The sequence below is a fragment of the Clostridium sp. genome, from assembly GCF_050717635.1.
Taxonomy (GTDB): domain Bacteria; phylum Bacillota; class Clostridia; order Clostridiales; family Clostridiaceae; genus Clostridium_AD.
In genome coordinates this window covers 40730-62699 of record NZ_JBOITO010000010.1, presented here as the reverse complement: position 1 = coordinate 62699, position 21970 = coordinate 40730, and the positions used below count along the sequence as shown (strand labels likewise).

The following is a 21970-nucleotide window of genomic DNA, read 5'->3' as shown; positions in this document are numbered from 1 at the left end:
CAGAATTAATCTATAGTATAACATAGTATACGCAGGGGCTCAATGGGAATTCAATACATACATACTCAATGTAAATTGCAAGAAAAAACAGTGGATAAAGTCTACATAAATTGTAGCCCTTATCCACTGTTAAATATTAAATATTATAATGATTTTATTACTCTGCGCAAGTTGAAAGTGCATAAAAGTGAACTCCATATTTATAACCAGTTATTGTGTTACTATCTATTTGGTTATGATGATTCGCATTTGAAGTTGAATATACACCGCTTTTAGATATAGTTCCATTACTTGAGCTAATTACATTACTTCTAATTGTTATATGACTAGGATCGCCTACACCATTCCAGTCAAGTAATATTCCATTACCTTTCTCAGGTGTATTCACATTATTTTTTCTGTTGGTATCAGCTATATAATTATCGGATACGTTGCAATTTGAAGTCCCTGCAACTATTGCTATACCATTACTTCCAGCAGATATTATGTTATTTCCAAAAACAGTTGTACCAGTTGTATTAAATAAACATATTGCTCCTAAATTACCAATGCCAGTTATTGATTCTTCTACTGTATTGGACTTAACAATGTTATTATCGGACTGCCATACTTCTATTTGATTAAATCTGTTGTTTTTACATGTGTTATTGAGTAAAGAATTTTCTGAGGTAACTTTCCTTTTGCCACCATAAATTGTAGCACCTTCTTGACCATTACCCTCACATAAATTATTCTTTGCTACAGAATTTGTGGTGCCTTTTCCGGTTGTCGAATTGTAACCGAAGATTATACCTTGACCACCGCTGTTTTTTATAATGTTATTGGTTACGTTGATATTACTTCCATTTAATGAGTAAATATGACCACCTATCTGCTCTTTGGCATAGCCACCAAAAACTTGAGGATTATCAAAATTATTGTTATCTATTGTAATATGGTCACTATCATCATCTATTAAAATCCCATATTTGCGGATATTATAGAAATATGAATCTATAACAGTGGAGGAACTTGATCCATAAAAATTAATTGCTGAAAAAGTTATGTTATTTGTGAATCTACAGTTAGTTACATTAAGTCCGATTTTTTTAAAAACACTTAAGGCTGTAGAGCAATTTTGAAACTCTATACCACTAAAACTGGTATTATTACCCGTGGAGAATAAAGTGTTGTTGCCAGTGCCACTAATTATCACATCATTAGAAGCAAAAAAAGTAACATTGTCTTTCAATTTAACGGTGTTAGAAAATTTGTAGGTGCCGCTTGGTAATTGTATTGTGCTACCGCTTATAAAAGAATCTATCATAGTTTGAAAGTTAGCGGAAGTATCTGTTATTCCTGTTGTGTCTAAGTTATAGTCTTTAGCTTCTATTATAATAAGATTATTAGGTGCAATGGGGGTAACATCAGATTTAGTGGTTGTAATAGAAGGATTAACATCTAACCCATTTGCATTTGTAGTAGTTATAAAGTAACTAGCGGTTGTTAAAGAAATTAATATTATGATTGCGGTTATAGCTTTTTTGAAATTGCTTTTTAGCATTTGGGTCACTCCTTTTTATCATCTTCATTATGTTTAATATTTGGATTCATTGGAGTATCCTTACCAGCTGCTTTCATTAAGCCAGCCAAAATAATATACATAATAATCAATACAACGGCAATAATTATAAATTTAAGCATAAAGATTACACCCTCCCATTTTAATAGCAATAAACAGATTTTTATTCATATTCATATAAATTATATGTCACAATGTAAACAATAACAAACAAAATTTACAGGAAATCAACATTTAGTTTGAGATATTGTGTTATTTTGGACATAATAGGTGAAATAAATTATAATTTTATTAAATTCGTTATTAAATGAAACAAAATAATATTGCAAAATATAACATTGTAGCCATTTTTAAAGTGGTAAAATTGTCAAAAGATTATGTTTTATGGCGAGATATGGAAGGGCAAAAGTTGGTATATATGAATTTGTAGGTGAATTTGGTGAAAAAAATAAACTGAAATAATTATTAATTTGAAGCATGTTGGAGTACATGGGCTTTAGTGGTGGAATTTGATGAATTATGAGTTTGTAATAAAGGTGTTAAGATTATATAATTATGTACTGGACGTTAACAAAAATTACAGTAATGATAAATAAATACTTTAATAGAAATTTTTAAATTTACTATATATTGGAGTTGGACAAACATAGAATTGTGATGTAAATTATAGAAGAGGTGGAGAATATGAAAGCACTTGGAAAATGGAGAAAACCAATTTTAATACTAAGTGATGCAGTACTTATAAACTTAGCATATATATTAGCTTTCTATTTTAGATATAATTATAGTGAATTCTGGTTTTTTTCAGATAATTATAAAAAAGTAGCATTAATAGTAACGGTTATCTACATAGGTTGTTTTTATCTCTTTAAGCTTTATGAAAGCCTTTGGAGTTATGCAAGTATAGACGAATTTATGTTGGTCATAGGTGGTTGCCTTACAGCAAATATAATTACAATAGCCTTTGTTAGAATTGCTGGACATGGTTTTGCTTATGGAGTAAGTATAATTGTCTGTGCTTTTAGTATTCTTTTTATACTTGGATTTAGAATGTCGTTTAGAATCTACGAAAGATTTACAACTATTGTAACGGGTAATGTAGGTAAAAGTGAAAAAACCAGAGTAATGATAATAGGTGCTGGTTCAGCGGCTGCTATGGTTATAAAAGAAATGAAGAACAATAGTCAAAGTAAGTATTTGCCTGTTGCACTAATTGATGATGAAGATTATAAAAAAGGTAGAAACGTTATGGGTGTTAAAGTTCTTGGTAGCCGTAAAGATATACCTAGAATAGTAAAAGAAAAAGCGATTGAAACTATTCTTATAGCTATTCCAACAATTGATGATGAAGATAAAAAACAAATATTGGAGCAATGCAAAAAAACAAATTGTAAAATAGAAACTATTCCAGGAATGTATGAAATTATAGATGGTAAAGTTTCCTTAAATCAAATTAGAAAAGTGGATATTGAAGACCTACTTGGAAGAAAAGCTGTACAACTTGATATGAAAGGCATCGCTAGTTATATTAACAATAAAACTGTAATGGTAACTGGAGGTGGAGGGTCCATTGGTTCAGAACTGTGCCGCCAAATTGCGAAATTTAGCCCAAAACAATTAATTATTTTTGATATATATGAAAATAATGCTTATGACCTCCAAATGGAAATCCAATATAAGTATCCAAAATTAGATTTAAAAGTATTAATAGGATCTGTTAGAGATAAGAAAAGACTTGACAGCGTTTTTAAAAAGTATTTACCTAATATAATATTCCATGCTGCGGCTCATAAGCATGTTCCATTAATGGAAGAGAGCCCTATGGAAGCAATAAAAAACAATGTGTTTGGTACATATAATGTGGCAGATTGTGCACATAGATTTAAAGCAGAAAGATTTGTTATGATTTCCACAGATAAAGCAGTTAACCCAACTAATGTTATGGGTGCAACTAAGAGAATGTGCGAAATGATTGTACAATCTATGGACAAGGTAAGTGAAACGCGATTTGTGGCAGTTAGATTTGGTAATGTGCTGGGGAGTAATGGATCGGTTATACCACTATTTAAGAAGCAGATAGAGCGTGGTGGTCCGGTTACACTTACTAATAAATATATTACTAGATTCTTTATGACAATACCAGAAGCTGCACAGCTGGTTATGCAAGCAGGTGCATATGCAGAGGGTGGAGAGATTTTTGTGCTAGATATGGGGAGACCTGTTAAAATTTATGATTTAGCTTGGGATTTGATTAAGCTTTCGGGTTTTGAACCTGGAAAAGATATAAAAATTGAAATTACAGGGCTGAGGCCGGGAGAGAAATTGTATGAAGAACTAATGATGAGCGAAGAGGGGTTAAGCGATACTAAACATGAGAAGATATTTATTGGAAGGCCCACGTTTAGTGATTTGAGTGTGATGAAAGAGAGAATGGAAGAGCTTAAGGAGATTATTGATGGGGATGATGTTGAAGGGTTGATTACGAAAATAGAGGAAATAGTTCCAACATATAACCGAAGTATGGGAGAGGTTGCAGCTACTTCAGTAGCACAATAATGAAAAAATGGGGAGGATCAATATGGGTAGAGTTTTCGATGTTTTAATTAGTTTATTATTATTAACAATGTTTTTGCCATTATTTTTATTTTTAGCAGTAGTAATAAAGTTAAATTCAAAAGGACCAGTATTTTTTACCCAGATGAGAATAGGGAAAAATAATGAGCTTTTTAAATTTTATAAATTTAGAACAATGAAAAACGGTACTCCAAACGTTGCAACTGATAAACTTGATAGCTCAGAAAATTATATAACTGCAAGCGGAAGAATTTTAAGGAAATCTAGTCTTGATGAACTCCCTCAATTAATTAATATACTTTTAGGTGATATGGCGTTTGTAGGACCAAGACCAGCACTATACAATCAATATGAACTTAAGGAAATGAGAACTAAAGCTGGAGTTCATAAAATCCTTCCAGGAGTTACTGGATGGGCTCAAATTAATGGGCGAGATAATAATGATGATTCTGAAAAAACAGAGCATGATAAGTATTATTTAGAAAATAAATCATTGTGGTTAGATGTGAAAATAGTATTTAGGACTGTGTTTAAGGTTTTAAAAGCAGAGGGAATTCTTGATGGTCATAAAATAAATAGTTCGGAAGATTTTACGATATGATTATGAGTGATTATTAATGGGGGCTTTGCTTATAATTGGGGCTGGTGGACATGGTAGAGTGGTGGCAGAAGCTGCTCAGCTAGAAGGGAAATGGAATGATATTGCGTTTCTGGATGATAGAGAGGGTACGGTTTTTGATTATAAGATTATCGGTAAATTAGATGAGTATGAAAAATTTCAAAAAGATTATGAGTATGCTATTGTTTGTTTAGGCGATAATGTTAAAAGAATGGATTTAATAGAGAAGTTACTAAAAGTAGGGTTTAAAGTTCCGGTGATTGTTCATCCTAGAGCGTGGGTTAGCAGATACAGTGAGATAGGATCAGGGTGTGTTATACTAGCTGGGGCTGTAATTAACACAGGCGCTAAAATCGGTAGAGGCTGTATTGTCAATATCAATAGCTGTATTGATCATGACACAACAGTTTCTGATGGAGTTCATGTGTGCAGTGGAGCGACGATTAGGAGTATGTGTAGTATAGGAAGGTTATCTTATATTGGTGCTGGGGCCACAGTTAAATCAGGAGGTATAGTGAAAGAAAGATTTATACTTCAGGGCGGTACGGTGATTTAGGTAAGTAAAGGAGAGACTGCATTTGGAGCTACTAAAAAAAGAATGCTGGTATGTGCTATTTGTTAGTACGAATCAAGAGGAAAAAGTTAAGAAGATTCTTCAAAAGGAAATTGGAAATGAATATGAATTTATTGTTCCAACAAGAGAACTTAGAGAAAGAAAAAATGGGAAATGGCAGATGGTAAAAAGAAAGCTGTTCCCGGGATATGTTTTGATAAAAGGCATTATGGATATAGATATTTATTATAAACTTAAAAAAGTACCTGGAATTATAAAATTACTTTCTAGTGAGGGTGAGATCTTAACAGTAGATGAAAGTGAATTAAGAGTGTTAAAAATACTTATTGATGGTGATAACATAGGAATTTCTACATTATATAAGGTTAATGATAGTATTAAAATAGTTGCAGGGCCTTTAATGGGACTTGAAGGTCAAATAATTAAAGTGGATTCTAGAAAAGGTAGAGCAAAGGTAAGTCTTAGCTTTATGAATGAGGAAAGAATAGTAGAACTTGGTATTGAAGTGGTTGACAAAATCTGATGATGAATTTGGGTGTTTCGGCCCCGGATAGAGATGAAGAGGTTATGGTGAAGTGATGGTAGCATAATGTAAGTGGTTATGTGAAGGGGCGGAGCTGTAGGTGAGGGTATTATGATCTGTGTAATGTTAGTTTAGAAAAAGAGCAAATTGGTTAGTATTTAATTGATTACTCTTTTAAAAATAACATACACAGAGGTGATGAACCATATTAACAAATAAAAAATTAGAAAAGTTTACTAAAGGTTTTACTTTGATTGAGCTGATAATTGTTATTTCTATTATTGCGATTTTAATAACTATAACAGTTCCAGCATATGGGGGATATATAAAGAAGGCGAAAGTGGAAGTTTGTAATGCTAATTGTGTGCAGTTGGAGAGAATGTATGAGATGCATTTCGAAGCAAAGGGAATAGAACATACTGATGTTGTTTTTGAACAATTTGTGCAGGGACAGGGTAAAGAGATATGTCCTGAACATGGAGTTATAACTTATGTTGATGAAAAAGTTCGGTGTAGTGCGCATACTAAAGAGAATGATGAAGGTGACGATGACGATGTTCCATATTTGTAATTGAATTATGAGGAGATTGTGAGTGCTTATAAGATTGTATAATGAGTTAAAAGCCTTGATTTACGGGGCTTTTAAACTTTTAATGATTGAATGGTGACTGCGAAGTGAGTATGCTGTATGGATTAGCTTGTCCAAGCATAAAGCTAGGTAAATCAATGGTTTGAGGTTAATTGATAAAATATAAATAAGCAATAAATAACCTGTTTTAATGGGTTTGAATATATAGGCAAAAACAAGAATGTAGTGGTATCAACGGTTGTAGGATTTTGAAGATGATTGAATGGTAATACGAAGTGAGTATGTGGAATGGATTTAAATGGGGAGATGGTGAAAAGATGTTATTAATTACAGGAATTACAGGGCATAGTGGCAGATATTTTCTGCAAGAACTCATTAAAAATAAATATAAAGAACCCATCCGTTGCATTGTTAGAGAAACATCTGACACATCATTATTAGATAGCAGTGGACTTAAGATAGAGAAGTTTGTTGGGGACATTGAAGATGAAAAGTTTATGGATAGATGTATGAAAGGCGTAGATACAGTGGTACACATTGCCGGAATACAAAAGACTCTTAATGTTATTAAAGGTTCAGTTAATAACAGTGTAAAAAGAGCCATTTTAGTTCACACAACTGGTATTTATTCAAACTTTAAGTCAGCTTCAGAGGAGTACAAGAATACCGAGCTGGAAATGAATGAAATAATCAAGGGGCAAAACATAAGCTTAACAATTCTGAGACCCACTATGATTTATGGTAATTTAATTGATCTCAACATGAGTAAATTTATAAAAATGATAGACAAGCTTAGATTATTTCCCGTAGTTAAGCATGAAAAAAGTTTAATTCAACCAGTAAATGCGAGAGATCTTGGTAAGGCCTATTATCAGGTGCTAACCAAGCCAATACAACAATTGAAGCCAGAATATATCTTATCTGGGGAAAAACCTATCAAAATGGATTACGCTTTTAAATTGATAAGCTCTAATCTTGGTAAGAAAACAGTCTTTATAAATTTTCCTTTAGAAGTTGGGGTTATTATGGCTAGGTCATTAAAAATATTTACTTTTGGAAAAGTTGATTATATAGAGAAAGTTCAAAGGATGGGTGAAGATAGAAGTTTTCCTCACAAGGATGCTACAATAGATTTTGGATATAATCCAATGTCATTTGATGAGGGGATAAAAATAGAAGTTAATCAGTTTAAAATTAAATGACATAGGGGGAAGCTATTAGATATGGAAAAAGTATTTGTTACAGGTGGTTCAGGTTTTATAGGAAATGCAATTGTTGAAAGGTTAAACAAGAAATATGAAGTTATTATTTTAGATAATTTTTCTCCACAGATTCACGGAGATAATTATAAAGATTCATATTTATATCAGAACATAAAAGATAAATGCAAGGTAATTAAGGGTGACGTTCGTAATTCTGAAGATCTAAAGGAAGCATTAGAAGGTGTGGATTATATAATACATCTTGCCGCTGAAACAGGGACAGGCCAATCTATGTATGAAATTAATAGATATACTGATGTAAATATAAAAGGCACATCTAATTTGTTAGAAGTTATATTAAAAAATAAGTTTCCTATAAAGAAAATAATACTTTCTTCATCCCGTTCTGTTTATGGGGAAGGTATGTATTTTTGTAAAGAACATGGAATTGTTGTTCCTAAATCTAGAGATATAGATGATATGAAGAGTGGAGATTTCGAGGTTAAATGTCCTGTTTGTGGTGGAGAAGTTGAATTGAGAAATACAACAGAAGAGTGTGCGTTAACACCTATTTCTTTTTATGCATATACGAAACTTGCGCAGGAAAAAATGCTTGAGGTAATGTGTCCTACAATGAATATACCGTATACAATCTTTAGATATCAAAATGTATATGGAGCAGGGCAGTCTCTTAATAATCCATATACAGGTATCCTTTCAATATTCTCTAAGTTGCTATTAAAAAACCAGAATCTCAATATTTTTGAGGATGGCGAAGAAAGTAGGGACTTTGTACATGTTAAGGATGTTGCTGCTATTACTTGTAACGCACTTGAAAATGTTGCAACAAACTATCAGCATATTAATGTTGGTACTGGGGAGAAAGTCTCTGTTATGCAATTAGCGGAAACATTTAAAAAATTATATGCATCAGATTCAGAAATAAATATTTCAGGGGATTTTAGAAAAGGAGATATTAGGCATAATATTGCAGATACAAATAGGGCTAGAACCTTATGTGAATTTAAACCCGAATATACATTTGAAAGAGGTATGGAAGAGTTTACAGCATGGGTAAAGAAACAAGATAAAGCTCTGGAAAAGTCAGATGATCTTTTTGAACACTCAATAAATGAAATGAAAGAAACAGGTATGTTGATTCAAGGAAAGAGGTGAGTGTAAATGAGCAATAAAAAGGCTCTGTATATTGGTACTCCAATATTCAATTATCATAAAAAGATTATTTCTGAATTCGAAGAACAAGGTTATTCGGTTGACTATTATAATGATAGACCCAGTGAAAGCTCTTTTGTTAAGGGGATTATTAAAATTAGGAGAAGTTCAATGGATTATCTAGTTAAAAGGTATTTTGAAAAAATTTTGTCTGAAACAAAAAGAAAAAGCTATGACTTAATATTCATTGTAAACTGTAAAGTGTTTACTCCAGAAATGATCCTGAAATTGAGGAATAGTCAAAAGTCAGCAAGATTTGTTTTATATATGTGGGATTCATTTACGCTTTATCCGAAAAGTAAAAATCTGCTTTCATTTTTCGATAAGGCATACTCATTCGATTTAGATGACTGTTCTAACAATGATGATTTAACGTTTATGCCGTTGTTTTTTCATAAAGGAATTGAAAGATTAGGACAATTAAAATCTAAAGAAATTGAAGGATTAGGACAAATAAAATTCAAAGAAATTGAATGTGATATTGTGAGTGTATGTACGGCCCATCCTAATCGTTACAAGACGATGCATAAGTTGTTCCCAGAGTTAGAGTTAAATGGTATCCATGTGTTTTCTTATATGTTTCTGAATAGGTTTCAATACCTATATAATAAGGCGTTTGTACCCGAATTTAAAAATGCAAGGAGTAGCGAATTTAGATTTAAACCTTTATCTGAGAAAGAAAACTTAGCTGTTCTTAAGAGATCCAATACTGTGTTTGATATGCAACATAACTTACAGAGTGGACTTACAATGAGAACTATTGAGACTCTTGGTGCTAAAAAAAAGATGATCACGACCAACAGCAATATTAAAAAATATGACTTCTATAATGAAAATAATATTTTTGTAATGGACAAGAATAATTTATCAGGTATTGAGAAATTTATTAAACGAGAATACCAACCAATAAGTGAGGATATTTATAGAAAATATAGTTTGCATAACTGGATAGAAACAATTATAAATGAAACAGATAATATATATGTTAGCTAAAGTCTAACTTGATACAGGATATGTCTTGATATGGGTGAAATTGTAATAGAAGTCTTTCATTATAATTGTAGCCTAATGTTTTAGCAAAGTTCGTCTTAACTTTGTTGGATGGCACTTATCACGATTAACTTATGATATGGGAAAGGGAATGTTGAAATGAATATAGTAAAATATTTTTGGGCTATCAGAGCTATTGTTTATAAAGTACGTTTTAAAAAAATTGGTAAACTTTCATACATAGGAAAACCTATATGTTTGGAAGGTACGATGGGAGTAGAAATTGGAAATAAAGTTAGAATTTACCCTGGATCAAGAATAGAAACATATGGGACAGAAGGAAGCATTGTTATTAGAGACAATGTATCCATAGGGCAGAGCTTTCATATCACTTCAAGTAGTTCAGAACTGGTTATTGGTGAAGACACAACTATTTCGGGTAATGTTTTTATAACTAATATTGATCATGATTATAAGCAAATAGGTATTCATATTTTAAAGCAAGATTTCATAACGAAAGAAACTAGAATTGGGCAAAACTGTTTCATTGGATTTGGAGTTGCCATACAGGCAGGCACTATTCTTGGGAAGCAATGTATTGTAGGTGCGAATTCTGTGGTACGTGGTGAATTCCCTGATTATTGTGTTATAGTAGGTGCACCTGCAAAAGTAGTGAAAAGATATAATTGTGATTCTGGTAAATGGGAGAAAATTTGAATGAAGGTAATCAATTGACTATTACATGTTACATATCAGACAATTAGTAGTGGGTTGAGTGTGGTTTCGAATCAAATGAAATAATAAATCATGAAAGGTATGGAAATGAAATGGAATTAATTAGTATTATAGTACCGACCTATAAAAGAAGTATTATGATTTCCAAAACTATAAAAAGTCTACTGTCTCAAACGTATACAAATGTTGAAATAATTATTGTTGATGATAACAATCCTAATAGCATTGAAAGATCGAAAACTGAAGGAGTTCTTAAAGAGTACATAGGCTATAATAATGTGAAATATATAAAACATAGCGAAAACAAAGGAGGTTCAGAAGCGAGAAATACTGGAATTAAGCATGCTTCTGGGAAATATATAACATTTTTAGATGATGACGATGAATACTATAAAGACAAAGTTGAAAAACAGTACATTTTTTATAAAAAAACATTTGAAAAAGATGATGGTTTTATAAACTGTAAAGTTAATGTTTTTAGAAACGATAAGTTTGTAAGAAAATCTAAGAGTAAAGTTGATTATGATAATTTATTATTTTCAGTCGTATCTGAGAAAATTTTAGGCACGCCTACATTATTCATACCTAAATATCAACTGGAATCTGTGGGTGGCTTTAAGATATTATCTAAAGGTCAAGAGTGGTTCTTGTGCTTAAAACTAATTGAAGCTGGTTATAAATTCAAATCGATGAAAGAAGCTCTTGTTAGAGTTAATATTCATAAATTTGATAGCATATCAAATGGGCAAAATTCAGTTGAGAAAAAAAGCGAGGGATTAACAACTATATATGAAATTCAAAAGAATTATTTTGAATATTTTAATCAAAAACAAATAAGAGAAATAAATTATAACTATACCATGGCTATGGCTGCTTGTTATTTGAATTCTAATAAAAAGGAATCTTTAAAATATTTTTTCAAATCATTTTTGAATTATAGATTTGACAGAAAAACATTAAAGTATATGGTGAAATTTTTTTTAAATTACTTACAGAAGAGTAATATATAAAATGGGTGTATATCTATTAATTTATCTATTCAATGTATTACTATCCATTTGTGAATTTATTAATAAAAAACCTATATTATTAAAAATCAGTTTTGTTGTTTTAGCTCTATTTTTGGGGCTTTCATATACTAACGGAATTGACTGGACTGTTTACCAGATGGACTATATTTATAGAACTGATCCCGTAAGAGTTTTTGAATATGGGTATGATATAAGTGTATCAATATTTAAAGCTATGGGATTTAATTTTGAGTTCTTTAAATTTACTATCTTGACGATTGATTTATATATAATATACGTATTTTTAAAAAAATATTCGCCTTACCCATTGTTTTCTATAATAGTTTTATTCCAAACTTTCTTATTAGGAAATTTTTTTGAACCAGCTATAAGACAGCTACAAGCAATGGTTATATTTTTATTTGCTTTTAAATATTTAGTTGAAGATAAGAAAATGAAATATTTCTTATGTTGTGGGTTTGGATTATTATTTCATACGTCTTCTATTATTTTATTCCCCTTATATTTTATAAGAAAACGACAAATAAAATTAAGACAATTATTTGTTTTAATAATTATTGTTTATACATTTTCAAACTTAGCTAGTAATATTATTCTTTTTATTGTAAATAAAAGTAGTTTATTAAATGATTATACATATTATTTTGATAAAATCTATTTTGAAGGTTCAAATTTTGACCTTCTTTTAATTATAAAAGTTATTGTTTATTTTATACCCATATATTTATTGAAAAATTTCGGATCTAAAAGCAAAGAAAATATCGTATTATTTAATTTTTCCATTATTTTTTTTATGACCTTTATGTTACAAAATCAAATTATGATTTTTTATAGGTTTAATCATTATTTTATAATAATATATGTTGCATTTATAGCTAATTTGTTCGTTGTCGTTAATAAAAAAATTATTAAAACCATCATATTTGCATTTTTTGTATCTTTGCATTGCTTTTCTCTAGTTAGGGGTATTCAATATTATAAAGATAAAGATCCAATGAAATATTATCCTTATACTAATTATATAATAGAACTTGTAAAAGGAACAAATTATAAATCTCCGGAGGAAAAAATATATTACAGATTAGAAAATAGAAGGATATATAAATGATATTAATTTTAATACATACTTATAATAGTATTAAACTGGTATTAATAGTGTTAAATAATCATTGAAAAAAATGAGTTAAGGAGGTAATTATGATTGAAGTAAGTGTTGTTATCCCTATGTATAATTCAGAAGATACTATTATCGAATGTCTTAATTCTGTTTTACATCAGAGTTATAAATGTAAAGAGATAATTATTATAAATGATGGATCTACTGATAAATCTAAGAGTGTAGTTGAAGAATTTATAATTAATAATAACTTGAAAAATAAAATGAAACTAATTACTAAGAAAAATGCAGGAGTGTCTTCTGCTAGAAATACAGGATTAAAAATTGTTAGTGGGAATTACATTGCATTATTAGATTCTGATGATGTGTGGCTACCCAATAAACTTCAAAAGCAAATTGATGTAATGATAAATAACCAACATATTGATTTTTTAGGCTGTAATAGAAATAACGAAATCACAAAGATATACGGAAAAGAAATTAAGACTCTAACTAAGGTAACATTGAACCATTTACTGTTCAAGATGTTCCCTCAGACTTCTACTGCATTCTTTAAAGCGGAGTTATTGGAAAGTATAGGATATTATGACGAAGAACAAACTCACGCTGAAGATGGCAACTTGTGGTTGAGAATTTGCGTGGATAAAAATTTTTATATGATGCCGGAAAGTTTGGTAATTACAGGTGGAGGAAAACCTAGCTTTGGATTCTCAGGGTTATCAGCCAATATTAAAGCCATGCACAGAGGTTGTTTAAAAAATTTTAAAGAGATGTATGATTTACGTAATATAAACTATGTGCAATATATATTATCAACTTTATATGAAGATATAAAATATATTAGAAGAGTATTATTAGTAATAATGCGGGGGTAGCTACATGAAATTCATAATAGGAAATGACAAAAAGGATGAGGGAAAGAAATTTTTACATTTGATAGAAAATGAAAAATTTACCAATAAGTTTATAAAGTTTATTAATAAAAACTTTGATCCTAAGGAGCATCTTTTTATAGTAATAGGTAAAGGGGTAGGTGCTACAATCGATTCATTTGATAATGTAAAAGTTATATCAAATAATATTAGAGGGTTAATAACAATACTAGGGGATATGTGGGCAAGTAAAAAGATATTTTTACACGGCTTATTTAATTGGAGGATTATATTATTTCTTTTTTTTCAACCTTGGCTATTAAAGAAGTCAAATTGGGTAATTTGGGGTGGAGACTTATATTATTATAAATATAGAAAAAATACGTATAAAAGTAACTTGTATGAGTTTTTTAGAAAGTTTACAATTAGAAGAGTAGGTGGACTAATTACGCATGTAAAAGGTGATTATGAACTAGCAAAAGAATGGTATGGAGCTAGAGGAAAATATTACTATTCATTTATGTATCCAAGCAATCTATTTAATGAATATGACTTATCAAAAGTAAAAAAATCCAACAAAAAAACGTATATTCAGGTGGGGAATTCTTCGAATCCGTCTAATAATCATTTAGAGGTATTTGATAAATTAAAAAAATATAAAAATAAAAACATAGAAATTATATGCCCTCTATCATATGGTAATATTGAATATAGAGATAAAGTTATAGCGAATGGGAATAAAATTTTCGGTGATAAATTCAATCCTATAATAGAATTTATTTGTTTTGATGAGTATTTAGAATTGCTAGCGAAAATAGATATAGCTGTATTTAATCATAATAGGCAACAAGCGCTTGGAAATATAACAACATTGCTTGGACTTGGGAAAAAGGTATATATAAGAGATGATATTACTACTTGGCAATTTTGTATTGAACATGAACTTAAAGTTTATAGTTCTAACCAAAATTTAAATGGGTTTTTCGATAAGGTAACAATAGATAAAAGACTTAAAAATATAAATAATGTAAAAAAACATTTTTCAGAGAAAAAACTATATTCAGATTGGAAATCTATTTTTCTTAAAGGGGGAGATGTATGAATAAAATCGTATTTTATTTGATGAATGAAAAGGGATTTCATGTATTAGAAAATTTTTTAAAGGATTTTGGTCCGGAAAATATTGAATATATAGTATTGGCTGGAGATAAAAATGTTAGAAATGACTATTATAATGAAATAAGAAATCTTTGTGTGAAATATTCTATTAATTACTTAGATAGAAGAACTTACATTCCTATTTTTAAGGGATATAAGTTTGTAATAGGATGGAGATGGATTATACAAGATAGTTCGAAATTAATTGTGTTACATGATTCTATATTGCCTAGGTATAGGGGGTTTGCACCACTTGTGAACATGTTGATAAATGGAGAGAGTCAGATTGGAGTAACTGCTCTGTTTGCTTCTAATGAGTATGATAAAGGGGATATAATAAAACAACAAACAATTCCAGTTATCTATCCTGTAAAAATACAGCAGGCCATTGAGCTTGTGTCTAACCTATATTCAAAAATAATTAATGATATATCTGCTCTAATATTTAACAATGAAAATTTAGTAGGTATTCCCCAACTTGAAGAGGATGCTACTTACAGCTTATGGCGCGATGATGATGATTACTTTATTAATTGGACTAGTGATTCACATTGCATAAGAAGAAAAGTTGATGCAGTAGGTTATCCATATAATGGAGCTAAGACTTATTTAAATAAAGAAATTATAATTATTGATGAAGTAGAGGAATATCCTGATTTGAAGATTGAAAATAGAGATTCAGGAAAAATTATTTTTATGGAAGATGGACTGCCTATAATAGTTTGTGGACAAGGGGCATTAAAAATAAAAAGTGCTCGATATGAAGATGGCAAGTCAATTATGCCAATAAAAAAATTCAGAAGTAAATTTGGAGGGTAAATTATGATAATGTTTAATATTCCACCGTTTGTAGGTAAGGAACAGCAGTATATAAAAGAAGCTATAGAAAATAATCAAAAACTATCTGGTGATGGACCATTCACTAAAAAATGCAGTAGTTGGCTTGAACAAAAATTTAATACGCCTAAAGTATTGTTAACGACATCGTGTACCCATGCTATTGAAATGGCGGCTATTCTGATTGAAATTCAACCTGGTGATGAGATTATTGCACCATCTTACACTTTTGTCTCGACTGTGAATGCATTTGTATTAAGGGGTGCAAAAATAGTTTTTGTTGATATTAGACCAGATACTATGAATATAGATGAAAATTTGATAGAAGATGCAATTACAGAAAAAACAAAGGCTATAGTTCCAGTTCATTATGCAGGAGTTGCATGTGAAATGGATAAAATAATGGATATAGCAAAAAAATATAATCTTTATGTAATAGAAGATGCGGCACAAGGTGTAATGTCAACTTACAAAGGTAAAGCGTTAGGAACAATAGGAGACTTCGGTTGCTATAGTTTCCATGAAACTAAAAACTATACCATGGGTGAAGGTGGAGCTATATTAATTCAAAATAAGGAGTTTATTGAAAGAGCAGAAATAATTAGAGAAAAAGGCACTAATAGAAGTAAATTTTTCAGGGGACAAATAGACAAATATACCTGGGTTGACGTAGGAAGTTCATATCTCCCTAGTGAATTAAGTGTTGCTTATCTATATGCGCAGTTGGAAGAAGCAGAAAAAATCAATCAAAATCGCTTGAGTACTTGGAATATGTATTATAATGATTTAAAAGACTTACAAGAAAAAGGGTTAATTGAGTTGCCATATGTATCGAATGAATGTGATCATAATGCTCATATGTTTTATATTAAATGCAAAGACATAGTGGAAAGAACAAGATTAATTAATTTCTTAAAAGAGAATGATATCTTAGCGGTATTCCATTATATACCACTACATAGTTGTGATGCAGGGCTAAGATATGGCAGACTTAATGGGGTAGACAAATATACAACAAGAGAAAGTGAAAGGCTTTTAAGATTACCTTTGTATTATAATTTAGAAGAAAGTAAAGTTAAATATATTGTAAGAACAATAAAACTTTTTTATGAATAGAGGAAGAAAAATATGAAAAATACTTTACTGAAAAAGTTTTTCTCATTTTCTTATGGGAGTTGGATAGGTCTAATAATCGGTTTTTTAGCCACGATTGTAACTACAAGAATATTGTCACCAGAAGACTTTGGTAAAGCATCAATGTTCACTTTAGCAATAAATATATTCATGATATTGATAATATTTGGAACAGACCAATCTTTTGTTAGATTTTTCTATGAAGAAAAAGAAGAAAACAGGGGTGGTTTATTATTTAATTGTCTAAGGATAACTACCTGCATATCATTATTTGTGATTTTAATGATTTTAGTATTTTATAAACAGTTGTCGATGTTTCTGTTTGAAGAACAAAATTTAAAAGTAATATTAGTATTAATACTAGGAATATTAGCTCAAGTATTCTATAGGTATGGTTCATTAGTTATTAGAATGCAACAAAAGGGAAATAAATTTTCTATTTTGGAAATATTGAATAGGGTGGTTAACTTCATTTTTATAGTAATTCTATATTTATTAATGGGTAAAAATTATGAAATAATAATTTATTCAACTGTGATGACTTTAGTAATTTTGGCTTTAGTCTCGATTTATTTTGAAAAAGAATATTGGAATTTCAATAATTTTTTTAGAAAAAATTTAAAACATAGTAAAATAGAAATAATAAAATATAGTTTTCCTCTTGTTTTGACAACACTTATTACGTGGCTTTTTCAATCGTTTGATAGAATAGCAATAAAACATTGGAGTAGTTATGGCGAATTAGGTATATATTCTGCAGCATTTAAAATAGTGGCTCTTTTAAGTATTATTCAAGTAACTTTTTCCACGTTTTGGACGCCGGTTTGTTATGAAAACTTTGAAAAAAATCCTGGGAATAGGAATTTTTATAAAAATATTTTCAAAATAGTATCATTTGGAATGTTTTTTGTAGCTATTGCTTGTATAGCAGGGAAGGAGTTGCTGGTATTATTTCTTGGGAAAGAGTATAGAGAAGCAGCAAATATAATGCCCTTTTTAGTATTTATGCCGATAATGTATACATTATCGGAAACAACGGTTATTGGAATTAATTTTTATAAAAAACCCAAATGGCATATTTTAATTGCAGGAATAGTTTGTTTTATAAACATAATTGGAAATTGGGCTTTAGTCCCTAAATATGGAGCAGTTGGAGCGGCAATATCAACTGCTTTTGCATATATTTTGTTCTTTAGCTTAAGAACTCATATATCTTTAAGATATTATAAAATTAATTATGGTTTGAAAAAAGTATATCTTATGATATTTGTCATATTCTCGTATGCGGTATTTTCAATTACTAATACAAGTATTTATATAAATTTATTGGTGGGTGCTTTTGTTTTATTAGTTATGTTGATTTTATATTATAAGGATTTAATTGATGCATATAAAAAACAAAAGTATGAGAGGATAAGTTAAGTTTCTTCACAAAGATATATGTTCCGATAAGTAACAAGGGTCTAAATTCCGACTAATAACTATAGAATTGCTACAATCACTTGACAAAATGGAATGAAGTAAGGGTGCTAGAACGATAAAAAATAGAAATCTGATGCTAAATAAGGGAATAAAGCGAGATAAAATAATAGGAGCTTAAATAAAGAAAAGAAGAATAAATTAACAACAAGAATAGCAAGAAATACTAAATGCATAAAATGATTAATTTAATCTTACATAAATTGAAAATTAGTTAAAAATAAAATTTTTGGAGGAAAAATATGAAAGGCATTATTTTGGCTGGTGGATCAGGCACAAGACTATACCCGGTAACAAAAGCAGTATCAAAGCAAATACTTCCAATATACGATAAGCCAATGATATATTATCCATTGTCGGTGTTAATGCTTGCAGGTATAAAAGAAATATTAATAATTTCAACTCAAAGAGATGTAGTTACTTTTGAAGAGTTACTAGGTGATGGAAGTGATATAGGACTTAAATTACAATATGCTGTTCAAGAAGAACCAAGAGGACTTGCAGATGCATTTATTATTGGAGAAGAGTTCATAGGGAATGATAATGTAGCCTTAGTACTTGGTGATAATATTTTCCATGGTTATGGTTTTACTGAAAGATTAACAAGAGCTTCAGAAAGAGAAGGGGCCACTATTTTTGGGTACCATGTAAGTAATCCAAATGAATTTGGTGTTGTTGAATTTGATGAAAACAATAATGTTGTTTCTATAGAGGAAAAACCTCAAAAACCTAAATCGAATTATGCGGTTCCAGGCCTGTATTTCTACGATAACGATGTAATAGATATCGCTAAAAATGTTAAGCCTTCAGCAAGAGGTGAAATAGAAATAACAGCAGTAAATAATGAATACTTAAGAAGGGGTAAACTAAAAGTTGAGCTCTTTGGTAGAGGAATGGCATGGCTAGATACGGGAACTCATAGAGGGCTACTAGATGCAGCTAACTTTGTTGAAGCTATTCAAACTAGGCAAGGATTATATGTAGCTTGCATAGAAGAGATAGCTTATAGAAATGGTTTTATAAATAGAGATCAAATTTTAAAATTAGCTGAACCATTAGTGAAAACAGAATATGGTAAATATTTAATACAGATTGCGGATGAATATAATAAAGCTAATTTAGAAGCGGCTGCTGCATTAGAGTAGTGAATGGAGGCACATATGGGAAAGTTTAATTTTATAGAAACTAAGATAAAAGATATATACATAATTGAACCTAAAGTCTTTGGTGACAATAGAGGATATTTCATGGAAACATACAATAAGAATGACTTCTTTGAAGCTGGGCTTACAATGGAATTTGTTCAAGATAATGAATCAAAGTCTAAAAAAGGCGTTTTAAGAGGACTTCATTTTCAAACTAAACATACACAAGGTAAATTAGTTAGAGTTACAGAGGGACAAGTCTTTGATGTAGCTGTAGATTTAAGAAAAGGTTCACCTACTTTTGGAGAGTGGGAAGGAGTAATCCTTACAGAAGAAAATAAAAAACAATTTTATGTTCCAGAAGGATTTGCTCATGGTTTTTTAGTTATGTCAGATGTAGCTGTATTCAACTATAAATGTACAGACTATTATGCTCCCGAGTATGATAGCGGACTATTATGGAATGATGAAGATATTGCTATAGAATGGCCACTGTCAGGTATAGAAGAGATTTTATTGTCAGATAAGGATAAAATACAAAAGAAACTAAAAGATTTAGAAGTACCATTTCAATATAGAGGGGAGTAATTAGTTATGAAAACTTATTTAGTTACCGGTGGAGCTGGCTTCATTGGTTCAAATTTTATTCATTATATGTTAAATAAATATTCAGATATAAAAATTATAAATTTAGATAAATTAACTTATGCAGGTAATTTAGAGAATTTAAAAGCTGTAGAAAATGATCAAAGACATATATTTGTTCAAGGTGATATATGTGATAAGGAATTGGTTTCAAGTCTTTTTGAAAAGTATGACATAGACTATGTTGCACATTTTGCAGCTGAGTCACACGTAGATAGAAGTATAAAGATGCCAGAAATTTTTGCTCAAACTAATGTACTTGGTACGGTGAACATACTTAATTGTGCAAAAAATGCTTGGGAGACAGCTGATGGTTTTAAGGAAGGCGTTAAGTTCCTTCACGTTTCTACAGATGAGGTTTATGGAAGTTTAGGTGCAACAGGTTTCTTTATGGAAACTACACCGTTAGACCCACATAGTCCATATGCAGCAAGTAAAACTGGTTCAGATTTAATGGTTAAGGCTTATGCAGATACATATAAAATGCCAGTTAATATTACAAGATGTTCAAATAACTATGGCCCATATCAATTCCCAGAAAAATTAATACCGCTTTTAATAAACAATTGCTTAAATCATAAAGATTTACCTGTATACGGTGATGGTATGAATGTAAGAGATTGGTTATATGTTGAAGATCATTGCAAAGCTATAGACATGGTAATTAATGATGGTAGATTAGGTGAAGTTTACAATGTAGGTGGACATAATGAAAGAACTAACATTACTATAGTGAAAACTGTTATTGATTATATAAATCAAAATGTGGATAAAGAAATTACAGAAAATCTAATTAAATATGTAGAAGACAGAAAAGGCCATGATTTAAGATATGGAATAGATCCAACTAAGATTAAAGAAGAGCTTGGATGGTATCCAGAAACAACTTTTGAAGTTGGAATAAAGAAGACTATAAAATGGTATCTAGATAATGAAGCTTGGATGAAAAATGTAACCTCAGGTGATTATCAAAAATATTATAGTAAAATGTACGAAAATAAATAGCAAGTAAAATAACTCTTGGGGTAAGCTCTGAGAGTTTCGTCATATAAAGGGCTTGTAAATTTGATTAAGAGGTGTTAAATATGAAGCTATTAATAACAGGAGCTAATGGTCAATTGGGCAGAGAACTAACAAAACAATATAAAGAAAAAATTAATGTAGAATTGATTCTTACTGATGTATTAGATTTAGATATAACAAATGTTAGCAAAGTATATAGCTTTGTAAATGGTAATAAACCAGATGTAATTATTAATTGTGCTGCACTTACGGCTGTTGATAAGTGTGAGTCGCAATTAGATTTGGCATATAAGATAAATACAATAGGACCTAAAAACTTAGCCATGGCCGCAAATGAGATTGGTGCAGAAATTGTTCAAATATCAACAGACTATGTTTTTGGTGGTAATATCAGTAAATCACTAACAGAGTTTGATGAAGTAAATCCACAAACTGTTTATGGTAAAACAAAGCTTGAGGGAGAAATATTAGTTAAGAACCTTAATACTAAGCATTACATAGTTAGAACTGCATGGCTTTACGGAGATGGAAATAATTTTGTAAAGACTATGCTAAATTTAAGTAAAACTAATAAGACATTAAAAGTAGTTAATGACCAAAGAGGAACCCCTACAAGTGCAGTAGATTTAGCGAGAGTTATAATAAAGCTTGTAGAAGATAAGAACTATGGCCTTTTCCATTGTACCTGTAAAGGCGAATGTACATGGTATGAGTTTACTAAAGAAATATTCAGACTTAAAGGTATAGACACAGAAGTTTTGCCTTGCACAACTGATGAATTTCCAAGGCCTGCAAAAAGACCTGAGTATTCAGTACTTAAAAATTATATGTTGGAATTAACTACTGGGGATATAACTAGAACTTGGCAGGACGCGATTGAGGAATATTTGAAATAGTAATAAAATGAAAAAATCTATAAATATATAAAT

22 protein-coding genes are annotated in these 21970 nt (G+C 30.2%); 20 read left to right on the top strand and 2 right to left on the bottom strand.

Annotated elements, in window-relative coordinates; translation table 11 throughout:
• Positions 1-157: 157 nt before the first annotated feature.
• Together ACREWB_RS04965 and ACREWB_RS04960 are read right to left on the bottom strand one after the other, a co-directional pair.
• Complete coding sequence (locus ACREWB_RS04965) at positions 158-1543, bottom strand: right-handed parallel beta-helix repeat-containing protein (protein ID WP_431546382.1); 1386 nt, start codon at positions 1541-1543, stop codon at positions 158-160.
• 5 nt (positions 1544-1548) lie between these two features.
• A complete protein-coding gene (locus ACREWB_RS04960; RefSeq protein WP_431546381.1) occupies positions 1549-1683 on the bottom strand; it encodes a hypothetical protein in 135 nt (44 codons plus the stop codon).
• A gap of 562 nt (positions 1684-2245) precedes the next feature.
• Here ACREWB_RS04960 and ACREWB_RS04955 point away from each other — a divergent pair.
• The 20 genes from ACREWB_RS04955 (at position 2246) to rfbD (ending at position 21937) form a co-directional block, all read left to right on the top strand.
• On the top strand, positions 2246-4117 hold the full coding sequence (locus ACREWB_RS04955) for a polysaccharide biosynthesis protein (protein ID WP_431546380.1): 1872 nt from the start codon (positions 2246-2248) through the stop codon (positions 4115-4117).
• Between the two features lie 22 nt (positions 4118-4139).
• A complete protein-coding gene (locus ACREWB_RS04950; RefSeq protein WP_431546379.1) occupies positions 4140-4736 on the top strand; it encodes a sugar transferase in 597 nt (198 codons plus the stop codon).
• A gap of 16 nt (positions 4737-4752) precedes the next feature.
• Positions 4753-5310 carry a NeuD/PglB/VioB family sugar acetyltransferase gene (locus tag ACREWB_RS04945; RefSeq protein WP_431546378.1) on the top strand — a complete coding sequence of 186 codons (558 nt, stop codon included), beginning with the start codon at positions 4753-4755 and terminating at the stop codon, positions 5308-5310.
• A gap of 22 nt (positions 5311-5332) precedes the next feature.
• Entirely contained in the window at positions 5333-5851 is a 519-nt protein-coding gene (gene loaP, locus ACREWB_RS04940; RefSeq protein ID WP_431546377.1) for an antiterminator LoaP, read from the top strand.
• 205 nt (positions 5852-6056) lie between these two features.
• Positions 6057-6422 carry a prepilin-type N-terminal cleavage/methylation domain-containing protein gene (locus tag ACREWB_RS04935; RefSeq protein ID WP_431546523.1) on the top strand — a complete coding sequence of 122 codons (366 nt, stop codon included), beginning with the start codon at positions 6057-6059 and terminating at the stop codon, positions 6420-6422.
• Positions 6423-6721: 299 nt separating this feature from the next.
• Positions 6722-7642 (top strand): SDR family oxidoreductase, encoded by a 921-nt coding sequence (locus tag ACREWB_RS04930; protein WP_431546376.1) that lies wholly within the window; start codon positions 6722-6724, stop codon positions 7640-7642.
• Between the two features lie 21 nt (positions 7643-7663).
• The gene (locus ACREWB_RS04925) at positions 7664-8818 is read left to right on the top strand and encodes an NAD-dependent epimerase/dehydratase family protein (RefSeq protein WP_431546375.1); all 1155 of its coding nucleotides are present in this window, start codon (positions 7664-7666) and stop codon (positions 8816-8818) included.
• A 6-nt stretch (positions 8819-8824) separates the two neighbouring features.
• Positions 8825-9868: a WaaS/CpsH family glycosyltransferase gene (locus ACREWB_RS04920; RefSeq protein ID WP_431546374.1), complete on the top strand. Its 1044-nt coding sequence runs from the start codon at positions 8825-8827 to the stop codon at positions 9866-9868.
• A 156-nt stretch (positions 9869-10024) separates the two neighbouring features.
• Positions 10025-10582 carry an acyltransferase gene (locus ACREWB_RS04915; protein WP_431546373.1) on the top strand — a complete coding sequence of 186 codons (558 nt, stop codon included), beginning with the start codon at positions 10025-10027 and terminating at the stop codon, positions 10580-10582.
• A 110-nt stretch (positions 10583-10692) separates the two neighbouring features.
• A complete protein-coding gene (locus ACREWB_RS04910) occupies positions 10693-11610 on the top strand; it encodes a glycosyltransferase (RefSeq protein WP_431546372.1) in 918 nt (305 codons plus the stop codon).
• A gap of 1 nt (position 11611) precedes the next feature.
• Positions 11612-12739, top strand: coding sequence for an EpsG family protein (locus tag ACREWB_RS04905; RefSeq protein WP_431546371.1), 1128 nt, complete (start codon positions 11612-11614; stop codon positions 12737-12739).
• An 89-nt stretch (positions 12740-12828) separates the two neighbouring features.
• Positions 12829-13623: a glycosyltransferase family 2 protein gene (locus tag ACREWB_RS04900; protein ID WP_431546370.1), complete on the top strand. Its 795-nt coding sequence runs from the start codon at positions 12829-12831 to the stop codon at positions 13621-13623.
• 4 nt (positions 13624-13627) lie between these two features.
• Positions 13628-14722 (top strand): TDP-N-acetylfucosamine:lipid II N-acetylfucosaminyltransferase family protein, encoded by a 1095-nt coding sequence (locus tag ACREWB_RS04895; RefSeq protein ID WP_431546369.1) that lies wholly within the window; start codon positions 13628-13630, stop codon positions 14720-14722.
• On the top strand, positions 14719-15597 hold the full coding sequence (locus tag ACREWB_RS04890; protein ID WP_431546368.1) for a formyltransferase family protein: 879 nt from the start codon (positions 14719-14721) through the stop codon (positions 15595-15597). The genes ACREWB_RS04895 and ACREWB_RS04890 overlap by 4 nt, the downstream gene beginning before the upstream one ends.
• A gap of 3 nt (positions 15598-15600) precedes the next feature.
• On the top strand, positions 15601-16731 hold the full coding sequence (rffA, locus tag ACREWB_RS04885; RefSeq protein ID WP_431546367.1) for a dTDP-4-amino-4,6-dideoxygalactose transaminase: 1131 nt from the start codon (positions 15601-15603) through the stop codon (positions 16729-16731).
• A gap of 12 nt (positions 16732-16743) precedes the next feature.
• Positions 16744-18171, top strand: coding sequence for a lipopolysaccharide biosynthesis protein (locus tag ACREWB_RS04880; protein WP_431546366.1), 1428 nt, complete (start codon positions 16744-16746; stop codon positions 18169-18171).
• A gap of 299 nt (positions 18172-18470) precedes the next feature.
• The gene (gene rfbA, locus ACREWB_RS04875; protein WP_431546365.1) at positions 18471-19373 is read left to right on the top strand and encodes a glucose-1-phosphate thymidylyltransferase RfbA; all 903 of its coding nucleotides are present in this window, start codon (positions 18471-18473) and stop codon (positions 19371-19373) included.
• 15 nt (positions 19374-19388) lie between these two features.
• Positions 19389-19961 carry a dTDP-4-dehydrorhamnose 3,5-epimerase gene (gene rfbC, locus ACREWB_RS04870; protein ID WP_431546364.1) on the top strand — a complete coding sequence of 191 codons (573 nt, stop codon included), beginning with the start codon at positions 19389-19391 and terminating at the stop codon, positions 19959-19961.
• A gap of 6 nt (positions 19962-19967) precedes the next feature.
• Complete coding sequence (rfbB, locus tag ACREWB_RS04865; protein WP_431546363.1) at positions 19968-21023, top strand: dTDP-glucose 4,6-dehydratase; 1056 nt, start codon at positions 19968-19970, stop codon at positions 21021-21023.
• Positions 21024-21103: 80 nt separating this feature from the next.
• Positions 21104-21937 (top strand): dTDP-4-dehydrorhamnose reductase, encoded by an 834-nt coding sequence (gene rfbD, locus ACREWB_RS04860; RefSeq protein ID WP_431546362.1) that lies wholly within the window; start codon positions 21104-21106, stop codon positions 21935-21937.
• Positions 21938-21970: the final 33 nt, after the last annotated feature.

Bases quoted from the DNA above. Each gene is read 5' to 3' on its own strand.
- ACREWB_RS04965 (WP_431546382.1), bottom strand. From the start codon at position 1,543: ATGCTAAAAAGCAATTTCAAAAAAGCTATAACCGCAATCATAATATTA.
- ACREWB_RS04960 (WP_431546381.1), bottom strand. From the start codon at position 1,683: ATGCTTAAATTTATAATTATTGCCGTTGTATTGATTATTATGTATATT.
- ACREWB_RS04955 (WP_431546380.1), top strand. From the start codon at position 2,246: ATGAAAGCACTTGGAAAATGGAGAAAACCAATTTTAATACTAAGTGAT.
- ACREWB_RS04950 (WP_431546379.1), top strand. From the start codon at position 4,140: ATGGGTAGAGTTTTCGATGTTTTAATTAGTTTATTATTATTAACAATG.
- ACREWB_RS04945 (WP_431546378.1), top strand. From the start codon at position 4,753: ATGGGGGCTTTGCTTATAATTGGGGCTGGTGGACATGGTAGAGTGGTG.
- ACREWB_RS04930 (WP_431546376.1), top strand. From the start codon at position 6,722: ATGTGGAATGGATTTAAATGGGGAGATGGTGAAAAGATGTTATTAATT.
- ACREWB_RS04925 (WP_431546375.1), top strand. From the start codon at position 7,664: ATGGAAAAAGTATTTGTTACAGGTGGTTCAGGTTTTATAGGAAATGCA.
- ACREWB_RS04920 (WP_431546374.1), top strand. From the start codon at position 8,825: ATGAGCAATAAAAAGGCTCTGTATATTGGTACTCCAATATTCAATTAT.
- ACREWB_RS04915 (WP_431546373.1), top strand. From the start codon at position 10,025: ATGAATATAGTAAAATATTTTTGGGCTATCAGAGCTATTGTTTATAAA.
- ACREWB_RS04910 (WP_431546372.1), top strand. From the start codon at position 10,693: ATGGAATTAATTAGTATTATAGTACCGACCTATAAAAGAAGTATTATG.
- ACREWB_RS04905 (WP_431546371.1), top strand. From the start codon at position 11,612: ATGGGTGTATATCTATTAATTTATCTATTCAATGTATTACTATCCATT.
- ACREWB_RS04900 (WP_431546370.1), top strand. From the start codon at position 12,829: ATGATTGAAGTAAGTGTTGTTATCCCTATGTATAATTCAGAAGATACT.
- ACREWB_RS04895 (WP_431546369.1), top strand. From the start codon at position 13,628: ATGAAATTCATAATAGGAAATGACAAAAAGGATGAGGGAAAGAAATTT.
- ACREWB_RS04890 (WP_431546368.1), top strand. From the start codon at position 14,719: ATGAATAAAATCGTATTTTATTTGATGAATGAAAAGGGATTTCATGTA.
- rffA (WP_431546367.1), top strand. From the start codon at position 15,601: ATGATAATGTTTAATATTCCACCGTTTGTAGGTAAGGAACAGCAGTAT.
- ACREWB_RS04880 (WP_431546366.1), top strand. From the start codon at position 16,744: ATGAAAAATACTTTACTGAAAAAGTTTTTCTCATTTTCTTATGGGAGT.
- rfbA (WP_431546365.1), top strand. From the start codon at position 18,471: ATGAAAGGCATTATTTTGGCTGGTGGATCAGGCACAAGACTATACCCG.
- rfbC (WP_431546364.1), top strand. From the start codon at position 19,389: ATGGGAAAGTTTAATTTTATAGAAACTAAGATAAAAGATATATACATA.
- rfbB (WP_431546363.1), top strand. From the start codon at position 19,968: ATGAAAACTTATTTAGTTACCGGTGGAGCTGGCTTCATTGGTTCAAAT.
- rfbD (WP_431546362.1), top strand. From the start codon at position 21,104: ATGAAGCTATTAATAACAGGAGCTAATGGTCAATTGGGCAGAGAACTA.